This window comes from Psychroflexus sediminis, assembly GCF_900099815.1.
GTDB classification, from domain to species: Bacteria; Bacteroidota; Bacteroidia; order Flavobacteriales; family Flavobacteriaceae; genus Psychroflexus; species Psychroflexus sediminis.
In genome coordinates, this window is sequence record NZ_FNCW01000008.1 from 15,696 (window position 1) to 33,316 (window position 17,621).

General features: G+C 38.1%; 9 protein-coding genes. 6 read left to right on the forward strand and 3 right to left on the reverse strand.

Features of this window, described 5'->3' with window-relative positions:
- Positions 1 to 5: 5 nt before the first annotated feature.
- On the reverse strand, positions 6 to 2,672 hold the full coding sequence (gene aceE / locus BLP81_RS08795; RefSeq protein WP_093368094.1) for a pyruvate dehydrogenase (acetyl-transferring), homodimeric type: 2,667 nt from the start codon (positions 2,670 to 2,672) through the stop codon (positions 6 to 8).
- A 423-nt stretch (positions 2,673 to 3,095) separates the two neighbouring features.
- Here aceE and BLP81_RS08800 point away from each other — a divergent pair, with 423 nt between their 5' ends.
- On the forward strand, positions 3,096 to 5,888 hold the full coding sequence (locus BLP81_RS08800) for a cation-translocating P-type ATPase (protein ID WP_093368095.1): 2,793 nt from the start codon (positions 3,096 to 3,098) through the stop codon (positions 5,886 to 5,888).
- Positions 5,889 to 6,130: 242 nt separating this feature from the next.
- On the opposite strand, the gene BLP81_RS08805 is transcribed toward BLP81_RS08800, so the two are convergent.
- Together BLP81_RS08805 and BLP81_RS08810 are read right to left on the reverse strand one after the other, a co-directional pair.
- Positions 6,131 to 6,811 carry a potassium channel family protein gene (locus tag BLP81_RS08805; protein WP_093368096.1) on the reverse strand — a complete coding sequence of 227 codons (681 nt, stop codon included), beginning with the start codon at positions 6,809 to 6,811 and terminating at the stop codon, positions 6,131 to 6,133.
- A 16-nt stretch (positions 6,812 to 6,827) separates the two neighbouring features.
- Positions 6,828 to 8,387: a TrkH family potassium uptake protein gene (locus BLP81_RS08810; RefSeq protein ID WP_218118874.1), complete on the reverse strand. Its 1,560-nt coding sequence runs from the start codon at positions 8,385 to 8,387 to the stop codon at positions 6,828 to 6,830.
- 826 nt (positions 8,388 to 9,213) lie between these two features.
- Here BLP81_RS08810 and BLP81_RS08815 point away from each other — a divergent pair.
- From BLP81_RS08815 to BLP81_RS08835, 5 genes are read left to right on the forward strand one after another with little or no spacing between them, the layout of a single operon-like run.
- A complete protein-coding gene (locus BLP81_RS08815) occupies positions 9,214 to 11,634 on the forward strand; it encodes a PAS domain-containing hybrid sensor histidine kinase/response regulator (RefSeq protein WP_093368097.1) in 2,421 nt (806 codons plus the stop codon).
- Positions 11,635 to 11,645: 11 nt separating this feature from the next.
- Positions 11,646 to 12,713, forward strand: coding sequence for a HEAT repeat domain-containing protein (locus tag BLP81_RS08820; protein ID WP_093368098.1), 1,068 nt, complete (start codon positions 11,646 to 11,648; stop codon positions 12,711 to 12,713).
- Positions 12,710 to 14,146 (forward strand): glycosyltransferase family 2 protein, encoded by a 1,437-nt coding sequence (locus tag BLP81_RS08825; protein ID WP_093368099.1) that lies wholly within the window; start codon positions 12,710 to 12,712, stop codon positions 14,144 to 14,146. The genes BLP81_RS08820 and BLP81_RS08825 overlap by 4 nt, the downstream gene beginning before the upstream one ends.
- Positions 14,147 to 14,150: 4 nt before the next feature.
- Positions 14,151 to 15,422: a YaiO family outer membrane beta-barrel protein gene (locus BLP81_RS08830; RefSeq protein WP_093368100.1), complete on the forward strand. Its 1,272-nt coding sequence runs from the start codon at positions 14,151 to 14,153 to the stop codon at positions 15,420 to 15,422.
- Positions 15,423 to 17,621: a DUF4838 domain-containing protein gene (locus tag BLP81_RS08835; protein ID WP_093368101.1), complete on the forward strand. Its 2,199-nt coding sequence runs from the start codon at positions 15,423 to 15,425 to the stop codon at positions 17,619 to 17,621. It abuts the gene before it with no gap.

The following is a 17,621-nucleotide window of genomic DNA, read 5'->3' on the forward strand; positions in this document are numbered from 1 at the left end:
AATGTTTATGCCGTTCTTGGATTAATTTTTTGTGGATCTATAGTCAATGTTTTTGCTGCTTTTTCTAAATCCTCCAGATCAAACTGTTGCTGTTTTGCCAGGCCATACAGCGCTGCATAGGCTATATGCTGGGCATCCACTTCAAAAAAACCACGCAGGGCTTTTCGGTTATCGCTTCTGCCGAAGCCATCGGTTCCGAGACTGATCAGCTTATCCGGGAAATAAGAGGCCAGGCTTTCAGGAAGTGCTTTTACATAATCTGAAGCCGCCACAAAAGTGCCTTTTTCATCTCCCAGGTTTTGCTCAATGTAATTTTGTTCCTGATTCACCTGAGCTTTCAAACGGTTACGGCGTTCGGTGTCTATAGCATTGTCATACAAGGTCTTGTAGCTGGTGATGCTCCAGATATCGGCGCCAACATCAAATTCCTCTTCCAGTAGCTCTGCCGCCTTAAGCACTTCGTTCATAATGGCACCGCTACCAAATAGATGTGCTTTTCGTTTTCTTTTGCCCAGGCTGGAGGATCTGAATTTATACAGGCCTTTTAAAATGTCTTCCTTATCTACATCTGAAGGCATTTCGGGCATAGGATAGGTGTCATTACCAATGGTGATGTAATAGAACAGAGTTTCTTTCTCAATATACATTTTTTGAATACCTTCTTCGACAATGATGGCCAGTTCGTAAGCAAAAGCCGGATCATAAGCTCTCAAATTGGGATAGGCTAAAGCATATAAATGACTTTGTCCGTCCTGATGTTGCAGGCCTTCGCCTGGGATACTGGTTCTCCCGGCAATACCTCCGATTAAAAAACCTTTGGCGCCGGCATCTGCAGCCGCCCACATCAGATCCCCTGTACGCTGAAAACCAAACATGGAATAGAAAAAGTAAAAGGGAATGCTGGAGATACCATGGGTCAAATAGGTGGTACCCGCCGCTATAAATTCGGCCATACACCCGGATTCGGTAATGCCCTCTTCTATTATGGCTCCGTTTTTAGCCTCCTTATAGTAAAGTAAGCTTTCTTCATCCACAGGATCATATTTTTGTCCGTGGGGGGCATAAATACCAGCTTGCCTGAACAGCGATTCCATTCCAAATGTCCTGGATTCATCGGGAATGATGGGCACGATCAACTGGCCGATATGTTCATCCTCCATCAGTTTTCCAAGAATCTGAACCATAACCATGGTCGTCGCTACTTCATCTCCGTCAGATCCCTCAAAGAAGTTTTCGAATATACCTGAGTCCGGAGCTTTGACAGCGGTACTTTTATCGTTTCGCCTGGGAAGATAACCTCCTAAATTTTTTCTTTTTTCCTGAAGGTATTTTAGTTCCTCGCTATCCTGATCCGGCTTGATAAAGGGGAGGTCTTCCAGGTCTTCATCATCAACAGGCACGTCGAAAAAATCTCTGAATTCCCTGAGCTGATCTTTGTCGAGTTTTTTGGTCTTATGAGACACATTACTGGCTTCGCCTGCGCTTCCCTGGCCGTAACCTTTAATCGTCTGAGCCAGAATAATACTGGGTTGATCTTTGGTCTCCAAAGCTGCTTTGTAAGCCGTGTATATTTTTTGAGCATCATGACCGCCGCGTTTGAGATGTTCAAGATCCTCATCTGAATACTCTTCAACTAATTTTTTGAGGTCTTCGTCGCTTTCAAATAAATCCTTCCGAATAAACTCTCCATCGCTAAAGGCGTATTTCTGAAGCTGTCCATCGGGAAGCGCATTCAATTTCTGAAGCAGTTTTCCACTGCTATCCTTTTCAATAAGCTCTTCCCAGGCTTCGCCCCAAAGCAGTTTGATGACCTTCCATCCGGCACCTTTAAACAGACTTTCCAGCTCCTGTATAAGCTTGGCATTTCCCCGCACAGGCCCGTCCAGACGCTGCAAATTGCAGTCGACTACGAAAATGAGATTGTCCAGCTGGTCTCTGGTGGCGATACTGAGGGCACCCCGGGCTTCCACCTCGTCCATTTCTCCGTCTCCAACAAATGCCCAGACCTTGCTGTTATTTTCATCGATGAGTCCTCGGTTGTGAAGGTATTTATTGAATCGGGCACGGTAAATAGCCTGAATTGGTCCCAAACCCATCGAAACGGTCGGGTTGTTCCAAAAATCGGGCATCAGGTGGGGGTGAGGATAGGAACTGAGTCCTTTTTCAGACTGTATTTCGTGACGAAAGGCTTCCAGATGATCTTGTTGCAGATGTCCTTCCAAATACGCCCTGGCATAAAGGCCAGGCGACGCATGGCCCTGAAAATAAATTTGATCGGCTACTTCCCTGTCGTCAATTTTAAAGACATGATGAAAACCTACTTCCCAGAGCTGAGCCATGGAAGCGTATGTAGAAATATGACCTCCTATACCTTCATCGGCTTTATTGGCTTTTACCACCATCGCCATGGCATTCCACCTGATGTAAGCCATGAGTTTTTCTTCAAGTTCCAAATCACCTGGATAGTCTTCCTCCCTGTCTCTTGGGATCGTGTTTTTATAGGGCGTCGTGAACGTGTCAGGGAGCTGTATGTTGTGTTTTTTGGCTTCCTGATGTAAGATACCGAGTAATTCTTCAGCTCTTTCTTCAGATTTATTTTTGATGATCCACGCCAGTGAATCTATCCATTCCTGGTTTTCCTGTTGGTTGTTGTCTCTCTTCGTGTCGCCCATAAAATGTGATTGATATGTGTTGATGAAATCCTCCTGAATCCGGACATCTTCAACACGATAATGTCTAAGTGACTTAATTTATAAAAAAAATTAAACTTTATTTTAGAATTGTCTATCATTTACAAGAAATATAACAATTTCATGGATGAGGATTTAAGTATAAAAGTGAAGTAAGAAACGAAATAGGATTTTTAAAGTTTTAATTCAGATAAATTTTTAATTTTAGTCTGGATTCAATTTATTTTAGTTCAATTCTCTAATTCAATTCTGAAAAATTATGGATAAATGATCCAATTATTGAGATAAACTACGCAATACCGGGCTGAATTTATTTTGATTTGGTTCATGCTTTTATCGATTTACCATAGCCATAGCGCTAGTTTATGAACTATGAAATAAATTTAGTCATGCTAAATTCTGTATATGAGCAGTACTTACAATTCAGGGAACACATCCCAACATGATAAATCTGAGGAAACAGGGAAAACCAATTCCTATACCAAAGGAACTGATGAAGTAGTTGAAGAACATTCTGTTGATCCCGAAAAAGGCTTAAGTGAAGATGAAGTAACAAAAAGTAGGGATAAGCATGGAAAAAATGTACTCCCCCAAAAAGGGAAAACCTCCCCTCTTAAAATTTTCATCAAGCAGTTTAAGGATTTTCTTATTCTAATTCTTTTCATAGCTGCCGGCATTTCTTTTTATGCCAGTCAGGCGGTCAACGGCTATATTATTCTTGGTGTCATTCTCTTTAATGCTATCATGGGATTTTTTCAGGAATACAGAGCAGAAAAAGCCGTGGAATCCATCAAAAGTATGGTAAAACACAAAATAACTGTTTTACGGGGAGGTGAGCAAGCAACTATTTCTTCCAAAAAGGTTGTTGTGGGAGATATCATCATCTTAAATGAAGGAGAAAGCATACCCGCTGATGCCCGACTCCTGGAAGTTAAAAACCTTAGGACCGACGAATCTTCACTCACAGGTGAATCTGAACCTGTTGAGAAAGTGGCTGATAAAAAATTGAAAAAAGACACGGCCATAGCAGATCAGAAAAATATGGTTTGGAAAGGAACTCACATCGTAAAAGGTTCGGGGAAGGCTGTAGTGGTTTCGGTAGGAGGAGATACGGAGATAGGTAAGATTGCCAAATCCCTTCAGGAAATGAAAACCGGTGAATCTAACTTTCGAAAGAAAACAGCCCGGCTAACCAAGAAAATGGCAGGTATCGCTGTGTTTACCTCCATTATTGTCTTCTGTGTGGGTTACTTTTACAGGGCATTTGAGTTTCAGGAAATTCTCCTGGTTACTATTGCGACCATGGTATCTTCAATTCCTGAGGGCTTACCTGTAGTGATTTCCATCGTCTTTGCTATTGGAGCCAAACGCATGGCTAAGCAAAATGCCATTATAAGAGAATTTACGGCTACCGAAGTTCTGGGTTCGGTCTCCACCATACTGACGGATAAGACCGGTACCCTTACGCAAAGTATTCTTAGCGTTAAGCACATCTTTGGTGCAGACGAAAAAGAGTATCAGGTCGAAGGGCAGGGCCACGAGATAGAGGGTGAAATAAAAAATCAAGATAAGACGGTAGACGTCAAAGAGGCTCCAGAGGTGTTGAAGAAAATTCTGTTCATCGTCAATTATGGGACCAAGGCTAAAATTCAGAATAAGCAGGAAGAAGAAGAGGATGCTGATGAAGATAAAAACGGAAGCGATGACATAAAGGTCACCGGGGATCCAACCGAAGCCGCCTTGAAGGTTTTGGGTAAGAAAAGCGGGATTGATGAGCTGGAAGCCTATAGTAAACCAGAAGAATTGGATGATCTTCCTTTCAATTCCAGGCAAAAGTTTAGGGCAAAACTCGTTCAGTTTGAGGATGGAAAAAAGGAAATTCTGGTCGCTGGAGCTCCCGAGCGGGTGATGGAGCTTAGTTCTAAAGTGCTCACAGGGGAAGGTGTAGAAGATCTTGATGAAGACACTAAAGAGGTGATTCAGAAAAAAAATGAGGATTGGGCGGACCAGGCTTTGCGAGTTATAGGTCTGGCTCATAAGGAGGTTTCCAAAGATGAGATCGAAAATGAAGACGTTAAGGACCTGGTCTGGACCGGCATTGTAGGACTGATAGATCCGCCACGTCCGGAAGTGAACGACGCTATTGGCAGTTGTAAACGCGCAGGAATTCGCGTGATGATGCTGACCGGGGATCACGCTAAAACAGCTGCTGCTATTGCTAAAAAAGTAGGGATTACAAATGAAAACGAAAATGAAGATAGTGACTATCCCTCTGCGGTTTCAGGATCTGAGGTGAATGATGCACAGGAAGAGGATCTGGATGGGATGATAAGGAACGTGTCTGTATTTGCCAGGATGAATCCCAATACAAAGCTGCTCATCGCTGAACGGCTTCAGCAGCAGGGTGAGCTCATCGCTATGACCGGTGATGGCGTTAATGACGCCCCCGCGCTAAAAAAAGCGGATGTTGGCATAGCTATGGGGCAACGGGGAACGGATGTGGCTAAAGATGCAGCTCAAATCGTGTTATCTGACGATAATTTTTCCAGCATCGTCAAAGCCATCAGAGAAGGGCGAATTGTTTTTAAAAATGTAAAATCTACCAGTTACTTTCTGTTAACGACAAATTTTGCAGGTACATCGGTACTTATATTTGGCTTATTACTCGGATTCCCCCTTCCGCTTACTGCGGTTCAGATTCTTTGGATAAATATGGTGACAGATGGTATCATGGATGTCGCTAAATCCACGGAGAAAGGCCATGGAGACATGATGGATCGTGATCCTATAAGAAAAGATGAACCTATCCTCACCTGGGAAATAATGCCTTTTCTGCTCATCATGGCAGCTATTATGGTCAGTATGACGCTTTATACTTTTTCGTATTATGAAAGCCAGGGGACAGAAATGGCTCGTACGGGAGCATTCTTTGTTGTTGCCATGACCCAGGTGTTTAATGCTTTTAATATGCGGGACCTCAATAAATCTGTATTTGACATTGGTCTTTTGAGCAATAAGTGGATCAACCTGGCTTTTATAACGTCCATCGTCCTTCAGCTGGCTGTAGTTAAAATACCTTTTTTACAAGATGTATTTGGGTTTGATAATATTCCTTATCTGGATTTCTTTATCATGGTACTCGCTTCTTCAGTGGTGCTCTGGGCGGGAGAATTATATAAATGGATAAAGAGAAAATAAGGCTGAGATCTCAAAATTAGTTTCTTCAGGTGCATGTTTCTCAGAACCGATTTTATGAATTCGTTTTAGAATTCATAAAATCAAAAAGCAATTCGCCTTAAGTTGAATCTGCCGGGCCCCCTGGATGTATAAAAATGACTTGGCATAAAGAAACATCACTTAAGGTATAAGTAGAGGTCGGGACCAAGTCAGATTACACTTTCCTAATTACTAAGATAGATTCATTACATCTGACTTCGATTTTAATCGTCCTGGTTCTTTTTATCGCCAAATAAATTAGAGATATCCTCTACTTTGTCGCTTTTGGCTAAAACCACCAGCACATCCTTTTCTTTCATTTCTGCACTCCCATCGGGAATGATAAAGTCATCTTCCCTTTTGATAAGTACAATTAAGGTATTGCCTGGAAGTTTATTTTCTTTTTTCAGTTTCTTAATGGTTTGACCGGAAATTTCAGAATCCGGCTCAACTTCCAGTTCCAGAATTTCAAAACCATCCCCTAAGTCCAGGAATTCGTTGACGTTGGGACCCTGTACCGCTCTGTACAGGTGCTTGGCACTCAGTCGAAACGGACTTTCTATGATATCGGTTCCTATGTGTTTAAACACGTCCAGGCGCTCTTCATCATTGACAGAACTCACCAGTTGTTTTACTCCCTGTTCTTTGGCTAAAAGCAAGACTAAAGAGTTTATGGCATCATCATCTGTAGTCACGATAATGGAATCCGCCTCACCCGCTTTAGCCTCCTCCAGGGCTTCAATACTAGTAGCATCGGCATGAATGACGACGCAGTCAAAATTGGATGCAGCCCAGTCTGCAGTTTCCTTGTCTTTTTCGATGACAAAGACATCGTGTTTATCATTCACGGCTGCTTCAATAACATGTTTTCCAGTCCTTCCGGAACCTACGATTATAATATGCATGGTTTAGGTTTTGAGATTAAATTATTTTTGGTTTTGTACCATATACCAGTATTCTTAGCAGGACTAAAACGGGAATGATTTCTATTCTTCCGGTCCACATTTGAACGATATAGACACTTTCTATGACCGGAGACATGCCTGGTGAAACCATACCGGAGCTCAGACCGACAGTACCTTGCGCGGAAGCGGCTTCAAAAATAGCATCGGAAAGTGTAAAATCTCCCTCCATAAAAAACAAAGTGAGGAGTGTTGAAAAAAATAAAAACAACATATAGATGAACGTAAATAAACCGGCACCCACCAGCTCCGATTTCATCTCTTCAGGAAGCATCCTTTTACCATTGAATTTTACTGTATTAATAGCGCTTTTAGGATAAAATATTTTATGGATGTACCACCGCAGTCCCTTCTGAAGCAATTGTGCGCGTATGATTTTTATACCCCCTACGGTTCCACCTGCACACCCGCCAATGATCATCGCTCCTGCCACGACGAAAAGGACAGAGGTATTGTCCCATGCGTCAATGTCTGAGGTTTGCCAGCCCGTTGTCGACATAGCGCTTACAAATTGAAAAAGCCCTTCTCTAAACGGATCTTCAACACTACCTGAATACATCAGAAACAAGGATAAGGCAATGCCGCCAAAGACAGAGCCTGTGATGAATGAACGTGTCTGAAGGTCATTCCATAATTCATCCACCTGGCGCTGAAAAAGAAAACGATAATAAAAAGGAATGGATAATCCTCCAAGAAGCATGGGTAAAATGTATAAGATTTCCATTTTTGCAGACTTGTAGCCGGCAATGCTTTTGTCCAGTGTACTAAAGCCTCCTGTGGACTGACCCGTCAGGGCATGATTGACAGCATCAAAAATAGTCTGGCTCAACGGGTATTCAGGCAATATAAAATAGGTGCCTGCTGCCAGATATACCACCATAAATAAGGTGATCACAAAATAGACTTTCCATATAGCTCTTGCGGTATGGATGACATTGGTTCTTAATTTGGTTCCATGGGCTTCAGAACCATACAATAAAACGCCCCCGTGTCCGGGTAAGGATTTAAACACCGCCAGTGACATGACGATAAAGCCGGCCCCGCCGACCCACTGAGAAAAAGAGCGGTAAAAAAGGACGGCGTTCCCCACGGAAGGTTCATGATAAGCCATGGTGAAACCGGTAGTCGTAAAGGCACTTGTACTTTCAAATAAGCAATGCAGTGGATTTCTGAAGTTCATTAAACTGGAGGTATACACCTCACCGGCAGGGACAAACCCCTGCATGACTTCAGCAGGGGTTAACCAGGCAATAATCAGATAGGGAAGGGCCCCGAGAACCATAATCATTAACCAGCCTGAAGCGGCGATGGCCAGTGAATGTTCATGTCCGGGTTCTTCAGTGCTTTTTAAAAGCCGATAAATTAAAAACCCGAGAAGCGCAGTAAATGTTCCTGCTATCAAAAAGCCAGACAGGGAGTACCATTCCTGATAAATAACGGCCGGAACACTTGGAATTAGCATCACTAATCCCAAAATGATCTGAAGGCTGGCAATTTGTTTTATAAACGTCTTGTTCATAACAGATTTTATAACCAAAAGACTAGTAATTATACTAAATATTTTATCAAAATCCAGATTTAGGCAATTATTTAGTCCTGTAAATGGATAGTTTATATCTAAAAGTTTAAAATTTAGCTAGTGGCTGTTTCAACTAAATGTAGAAATATAAAAACGTAAAACGAAGTATAGAATCGTACAAATGATAATAGGGTCTAAATATTCGGCTTAAGGTTTTTTTCTAATCCTGGTGCCCGATGCTTCAACTTCAGCAAAGATTACTTTAGAACCGGCTCGAAATATGTGACCTATGATCTCATTTTAAATTGGCTCTTATGAGAAAGAGTGATATGCTATAAATAGTATTTCTCGGGAAAAAATCATCCTGATGCCTAGCCTTCCGAATGTGATTTCTGTTATCAAATTTGCAATGCTTCAGGAAATAGCCTGAAAATTGAAATGAAAGCAAAAAAGGGCTTTTTATAAGGTTAGTGTAGGTTATAAGTAAAGTCTTTTTCACCACTAAATGACAAGTTTTCAAAGCTCAAACTGCTTTTAAATCAAAGTATCATTCTTTTCGGGGAAGATTTTAAAATAAAATATATTTAAATTTTAATGCTTATCATTTGGCTTTATATTAAATCTATTTTTAAGGCCTGTCTTTTATCAATTCTGTTTTAAACCCAATTGCAAACCAGTTTTTAAATTTATTTTTTGAAAAAATTTGCATAATATAGCAAAAGTCATAAATTTTTCACAATAATTAATACATGATTCTTTTTTTAATATTTACTTTCGAGTAATCAATTCAATTTTAGAATGTTACAATAGTTTGAAATCTTCGAAAATGTTAGGAAAAATTAAAAATGTTCAGTTAAGTGAAATATGGAAGGATGGGAATCTTGATTTTACATCCTGGCTTTCTGAGAATTTAAAAGATATAGGAAATGCCATTGGGCTTGAACTTAAATTTGAAGCCAAAGAAATTCCTTTAGGACCATTTTCTGTAAATATTTTGGCAAGAGATGAGAAAACAAATAAGGTTGTAGTCATAGTAAATCAGTTTGACAATACAGATTACGAACATCTGGGTAAATTTATTACTTATGCTTCCGTATTGGATGCTTCTGCAGTAATATGGATTGCATCAAGTTTTAAAGACGAACATAAGAAAGGATTAGACTGGTTAAATGATCATACCTCTGATGAAATTGGATTTTATGGTATTAAGATTGAATTATGGCAAATTGGCAATTCTCAACCCGCTGCCAGATTTAATGTAATTAGTCAGCCGAATTCAGCAGTCAGGCAAGCAAGATTAGGGCAAATTACTGAGACCAGGAAAAGACGTTCTGATAAAGAGCTGGAAGCTAATGAATTGGAAAAATCCTTGGATAAAGCCAATGCTATTGTCAAATTTGATCTTAACGGCAAAATAGCGTCAGTCAATAAACTCTTTTGCGATATGCTGGAGTATGAACCAGATGAATTGATAGCGAAAGACTTTGACATACTAGTCCCCAGCCCAGAAATGCAGAAAAATTTCAAGGACTGCCTGGAAGAATCAAAGAAGGGGACCTCTCAGCAAAAGAAATTCAAAACAAATACAAAAAGCGGTAAGGAAAAATGGATTGAAGCTAGTTTCCTTCCTATTTTTGATAAGGAAGATAAGTTGATATTTATCTTAAAAATTGCGGATGATATTACAGAGGACGTCAATTATCAAAAAGATTTGGAGAAAGCAAAACTAGAAGCAGAAAAAGCTTTAGTGGCCAAGGATAATTTTTTGTGCAATATGAGTCATGAAATCCGAACTCCTTTAAATGCTATCATTGGATTTTCAGATCTTCTTAGAAAAGAAAAGTTGAATGATACCCAATTTGAACATGTAGATATCATTTTAAGTGCCGGAGAAAATTTGCTGCGAATCATTAATGATATCCTGGATCTCTCAAAAATCGAATCCGGAAATTTTCAGTTAGAAAAAAAACTATTTAGTCCGGCTAAAGTGCTGAAATCTGTATGTAAAATGCAGAGCGAAAAGGCTTCTGAAAAAAACATTAGACTTGAAGAAGACATTGATGATTCTGTACCGGAAATGGTTCTGGGAGATGAATATAGGTTGACCCAGATCATTATAAATTTAGTAAACAATGCTATAAAATTTACCCACGAAGGTTTTGTAAAAATTTCTGCCTCTGCTGAATTACAGGAGGATGCCCATTGTCTTTTATTGATAAAAATACAGGATAGTGGTATTGGAATACCTGAGGATAAACAACAGATGATCTTTGAACGCTTTACACAAGCCGATACCGATACGACTAGAAAATTTGGAGGCACAGGCTTAGGGCTTAACATTGTGAAATTACTTGTAAATAATTTCAATGGTTCTTTGTCATTAGAGAGCAAAGTTGGTGAAGGATCCGTATTTTCATTGTCTATCCCCTTTAAAGTAGAACACGAATCAAAAGAAGATAAGCAGGAAGACATTTCAGAATATAAGCTTTTACAAGGCAAAATTTTGATGTTTGAAGATAATCCGTTAAATCAAAAATTGGGGCAAAAAATTATTACCGAGCTAGGACATGAATTAGTTATTGTTTCCAATGGTGTTGAAGGCGTAGAATGGCTCATAAATAACAACGGTATAGACTTGATTTTAATGGATCTGCAAATGCCGAGGATGGATGGTTTTGAAGCCACTTCTATTATTAGAAATGAATTGAAATTAAAGGTTCCCATCATTGCGATGACAGCTCATTCTTTAAGTCAGGAGAAAGCTAAATGCATCGATTATGGGATGAACGATTTCTTATCGAAGCCGTTTAAGCTTTATGATCTCAGTAAAAAAATTCAAACCGCTCTAAGTGGAAAAAAATCCTCAGTGGGTTCGGCCTGCGAATTAGATGAGCAAAAACCTGATAAACTATACGATCTGAAAGAACTGAAAATGTTGGCTTCCGGCAACAAAGAATTCATCTATGAAATGTTCGATGTTTTTATCAGTGAAACCCCGGAGGAGTTGATGAGAATTCAAAACGGCATTCACAATAACGACTATAAAACTATTTATCAAACATGCCATAAATTAAAGTCCAGTTATGATGTTATAGGTTATAAAAACGTATTTCTGCTTAAAAAAATCGAAGAAATGTGTCAGAATGGAGATTCATTTGAAGATATACAAACCACCTTTAAAAAATTAAAATCAGAAACGGCAGATATTATTGAGGATTTGACTGAAGTCCTGAAACTTAATAAATAACTATAAATCCTATGGATAAAAATATTTTTATTGAAAAGATTTTAATTCCTTACCTCATTCCAATCTTATTAATTCTGTTTTTTAGTGTCATCATTCTCCTTTTTTTAAACAGATTTGCAATTACAAATATCAATTCTATAAACAAGAAACTAAAAAGAAAAATCAACGTCTTTTTACCTGAAATTCTTTTAGGCGGACTTTCGGAAACCGGAAAAAATCTTGAAATAGAAAAATTTAAAAATGACATTCACTTCAACAATTATTGGTTTAAGGAGTTACTCGTCAAATCGCTAATCGAATCAAAAAACAGTTTAAAGGGCGTAGCTGAAGCGGAGTTCCGTAAGATTTACGAAGCATTTGATTTAGACAAACACAGCTATAGATTTTTAAATAATCTATTTGTTTATTATAAGAAAAAAGGAATTTATCAATTTGAAATGATGGATTATAAGCCTGCGGCTAAAGACATCGAACCCTATATGTATCATAGGAATAAAAAATTGAGTGCAAATGCATTAATAGCTTATATCATTCTGACAGATAAAGACGTCTCTTTCTTGATCAATATAAAATATGAACCCTCGTTCGCAAAAGAAATTGAAATTCTTGAAATCTGTAAAATAAGAAAATTCAAGCGTCCGGATTTACTCAAGGATTTCCTGTTATCTGATAATGACTTTATAGTTAGGATTGGTCTGCGTTTGGCCGTTTATTATAATGCTTCAGATTTGGAGTCTGAAATTGCAAACTGTATGGATCACAAAAATCCCCAGGTAAGAGAACTTGCTTATAAGGCGCTGGGTAGTTTGTTTCTGGTGGATAAGACCGATGAAATGGTTTCGCGTTACGGCAATGAAACAGCTAACAATCAAACCCAAATCATCCTGAGTCTGCGTGAAATTGGAACTAAAGATCACCTGGACTTTCTTAAACCTCTCTTATTGATGAGTCATCGAAATGAACTTGAAATCGCAAGAGCTATAAAATCAATCGACTCCAATACTTTACTCACTATGGCGCATGACAATAAAAAGGTTAATAAAATTGAAAAGCATATTAACGAAAACTTACTGAAATGATAGACTATTTCTCCACCTTTCTAACTTGGTTCGAATACTTCATATTAGTATTTATGCTTTCTTATATTTTGTTTTTTTTGGTCTTAGCGGTTTCTTCATATTTAGCAATTGATAAGAATCTAAGATTAAAATACGATTTACCTAAAGATTTAATGCTTAAGTCTAATCAGGTGCTTGGTATTTCCGTAGTTGTACCCGCTTACAATGAAGGCGATATTATTGTCGATAATTTAAAATCATTCCTCTCCTTACAATATCCAAAATTTGAAGTTATCGTAGTTAATGATGGCAGTGAAGATGAAACATTGGATAAATTGATCAAAAATTTCGATTTAAAAAAAGTCGATTTTTATTATGATGAAAAAGTCAAAACCAGAAGGGTACTTGGACATTATAAATCTACCAATCCCGTATATGACAAACTTTTAGTTGTGGACAAAATCAATGGTGGCTCTAAAGCAGACGCTTCAAATGCCGGGGTCAACTCTTCTCGTTACCCTATTTTCCTCTGCACAGATATGGATTGTATTTTGAAAAACGATACGCTTACCAAGCTTGTACTTCCCTTCATGGTAGAGAAAAAACGTGTTATTGCTACGGGTGCAGGAATTCGAATTTCCAACAATTGTAAAATTAAAGAAGGGACTATAGAGGAAGTGAGATTTCCCAAAAAGATGTTTCCAAGATTTCAGGAATTGGAATATGTGCGCTCCTTTTTATTTGGCAGAATGGCCTGGAGCCGTATGAATGCTCTTCTTTTGGTTTCAGGGGCCTTAGGTATGTTTGACAAGAAGATTTTCTTTGAAGCTGGTGGTTATTGGAACGAATCCTTTGGTGAAGATTTTGAACTTATCACAAGGATGCGAAAATTAATGCATGATAAAAAAGAAAAATTTGCGATAAGATATATTGCTGAATCTCTATGCTGGACAGAAGTACCTTCCACTACAAAATTGTTTGTGACACAAAGGTCACGATGGGGCAGGGGCTTGGTCCAAACATTAAAAGTTCACCGCAAAATGTTTTTTAATCCTAAATACGCTACCACCGGTATATTGACTTTTCCGTTTTTTGTTTTTTTTGAATTTTTGGTCCCAATACTAGAGCTTTTGGGTGTTATCATAATCCTATGCTCTTTGATTTTTTTGGAGGTGAATTATGATTTCATGCTGTATCTTTTATTAGCTGTTTTCCTCTTCTTTCAATCCATCACCTTGATTTCTATTTTAATAGATGAGTTTATATTCAAGAATTATAACAATTTAAAGGAAATTCTAATTTTAATCATCATGTCTATTATAGAACCTCTTATATACCATCCCATAAATACTTTCTCCTATTTAAGAGGGTATTGGTTGTTTTTTACGAGAAAACAACCCAAGTGGGGCGATATGAAACGCAATGGTTCTTTAACATTAGACTTAAACTCATAATAGCGTGAAAAATATATTTAAATCAAATATTCTCTGGTTGGTTCTTTTTATCGGAACGCTTCATACCGCCGCATTAGGACAGGAAATTAATGTGGATTCGCTTTTGTATAAAACTATTGATTTATTGAAAGAAAAAGAATATGAACAAGTAAAAAGCAATGCTCGAAAAGCATTAAAAATCGCACCGGATTATCTCGACTATAATTTAGTTTTGGGAAGAGCGCAGCAAATGACCGGTGAAATCGATAAAGCAAGACAAAACTACGAGCTGATTATAAATAAAAATAAAGATTATAAAACGGCATTTTATTATTTGTTTGATTTAGAATTTCAGGCAGGAAATTATCAACGGGCAAAAGAAATAAGTGAAACAGCAATTCAGTATTACCCGGATGAAGAAGACTTTTATTATAAAAAGCTTTCAACATATCAGCCTTTAGGAGATTTAAAAGCTGAATACACCTATATAAAGGAAATTCAGCCAAAATTTCCTAATAATAGTGATCTGAACAGACGTCTGGTTAATCTAGAACTTCGTTACGATTTTGATATCGCTGGTCTGAATTACAGTATAACTGCTTTTGACAGAGAAAATGTCGGACCCTGGCATCTGTTGGGCTTTCAATATATACGCCAAAGAAAATGGGGGTCTCTTGTCCCTCGTATAAATTATGCGAATCGTCTTTCGGCTGTCGATGACAATGTAACGGGTTTGCAATATGAATTAGACTCTTATTTCTTTACGGGTATCAATAGTTATACTTACCTCGGTGGTTCTTACAGCAGCGATGATGTCTTTCCGACTTGGCGATTTAGATTTTCACATTTCATGTATTTCAATAAGGGCTGGGGAGCAGATATAGGTGCGCGCTATGATGAAACCTTTGATGATAGAAAATTTTATACAGCTGCATTGGGTGTTAATAAATATATAGGTTCCTACTGGATTTATCTGAGATCCTTTTTGATGACTGAAGATGAAAATAAATTTTATCCGGCTTTTACGCTGACCACACGTCATTATCTGGATACCAGGTTCGATTATCTTGCCTTGATTTTAAGCTATGGAACTAATCCAGATGAGCGTTCTACGCTTGGGCAATTTCAACGCCGAATTTCTACTGACTCCTACCGCGTTAACTTGGGATATTTCAGAATGCTGAATCAAAGATACCTGATAGGTATTCAGGGTGGTTATAACTACCAGGAGTTTTTACCGGATCGCTTTCAAAATGAATATGAATTATTTTTAAGTTTTCAGTATAAGTTTGATTAAATGCAGCAACGGATTTTTATAATTTCTATACTATTTAATGTGACGCTGACTTTAAATTCTCAAAATATTGCTGTTTATGAATCCAATGAATTTCAACTCAACCTGTTTCATACAGAATCTACCAGACACGTAGCAGAAGAACTGAGTCATTATTTTTATGAAGTTATTGGTGATCCTATTCATATTTCCAGGGCGGAGGAAAATCATCAGATTCTTTTGAGTATCAATACCAAAACTTTAAACGAAATCAGCTTTGAAATTCATTCTGATAATAAAAACATTAGAATTAGTGGCGGAAGTCAAAAAGCACTGCAGCGCGGCATCGCTTTTTTTTTGGAAACCCTCGGTATGATAAAACTCTCAGAAAAGGATTGGTTTCTAAATCCTGATAAAAAATTGAGTTTCCCTTCTCATTTTTATAAAAAATCTGAACCTGATTTTGTGTACCGCTACTTGTATTATCCGGGAAATTTTGATCAAAAATTCAGGTGCTGGTATCAGTTAGATCAGATAGATCAGGATTTCGGGATCTGGGGGCATAGTTTTCATAAGCTGATGCCGCCAGATGATTATTTTGAAAAGCAGCCTGAACTTTTCGCCCTTTATGAGGGTGAAAGAAATTCAAGCTCCGTTTGCTATACCAATCTGCAAACCAAGGAAATCTTTAAAACTGAATTAAAAAAAATTATCAGACAGAATCCAGATGCAAAATTCTTTTCGGTCAGCCAGAACGATGATACCGTTTACTGTCAATGCGATGCCTGTGAAAAATTAAATCAGAAATATGGTGAAGAGCGTGGCGCACATTATGTCTTTTTAAACGAGTTGGCCAAAGAGCTGCCTCAGCATAATTTGATGTCTTTAGCGTATTTACACACCTCACGACCTCCAAAAGATTTGCATCTTGTACATAATCTTTACGTGATGTACTGCCCGGTTGGTATAAACCGCGGCAGAAGTTTTGCGGAAGATCCGAGAAGCGCCGACATGAGAGCGATTCTTAAAAACTGGAGGGAGACGACAGAAAACCTCTTTTTCTGGGATTATACGGTACAGTTCACAGATTATTTTTCAGCTTTCCCCAACATACACACTTTTCAAAAAAACTATGATTACTTGAAAAATGCCGGTGTTAAAGGTGTTTTTGCTCAAGGTTCAGCAGATATTCCTTCCCATTTTTATGAACTGAAGCAATATTTATTGGCCAATTTATTGCTGGATACCGATATGAATCTGGATGAAGAATTAGAAAACTTTCTGGAAATGTATTACGGTGATGCAGCTGATGAGGTTTCAAACTATCTGAACCTCCTCACCAAAAACCAGATCAATTCTAATTCCTATTTAAGTATTTACGATAATCCTGTCATGCAAATCAATACGTTTCTGAGTCCTCAGGATATGTCAGAGTACAATCAAATTATTCTGAACGCAGAAAGGCTTGTTAAACAGGATAAAAAGAGGAGTAAACGAATTAAGGACCTGCGGTTCTCTTTGGAATATACTTACTTTCAACAATCAAAATACTTTGGAAAAGATCGACACGGTATGTTTGTGGAGAAAACTTCAGGAAAAGGCTATAAAATTCGTCCTAACCTAACCAAAAGAGTTGAAGATTTTACAAATTACTTAAACGAGAAGGGGGTTTATGAAATTGCTGAGATGGGTCTGAGTCCAGATGAATATTATCAAGGCTGGATAGAAATTGTTGATTATGCAAATGTAAGCCCGGAAGCCAAAAAAGTAGGCATACAATTACTGACACAGCCAAGTGAAATTTATAGAGGTAAAGGGGCTTACGGTCTAGCTGACGGGGTTCGGGCTTACAAAGATTTCAATATAAACTGGGTGGGCTGGTATGGAAATGATGCAGAAATTCAGATTGATGTGGCAGATCATGAGGTGAACAACATCAGACTAAATTTTTTAGAAAATCAAAGGCATTGGATTTTCACTCCATATCGTATGAGCCTCTTTGGTATCAAAAACGGACGAAAAATTAAAATCAAAACCTATGATTTTCCGGAACTTTTTGAAAATGATGAGATTAAGATCTTTTCTAAAACTTTTAGCCTTCAGTATCCAAATAATTTTAGTACTTTAATTCTTCTTATCACTAATCGAATGGATTTACCTCTTTGGCGAAAACGAAAAGATAAAAAAGCCATGTTTATGCTTGACGAAATAGAAATTTATTAG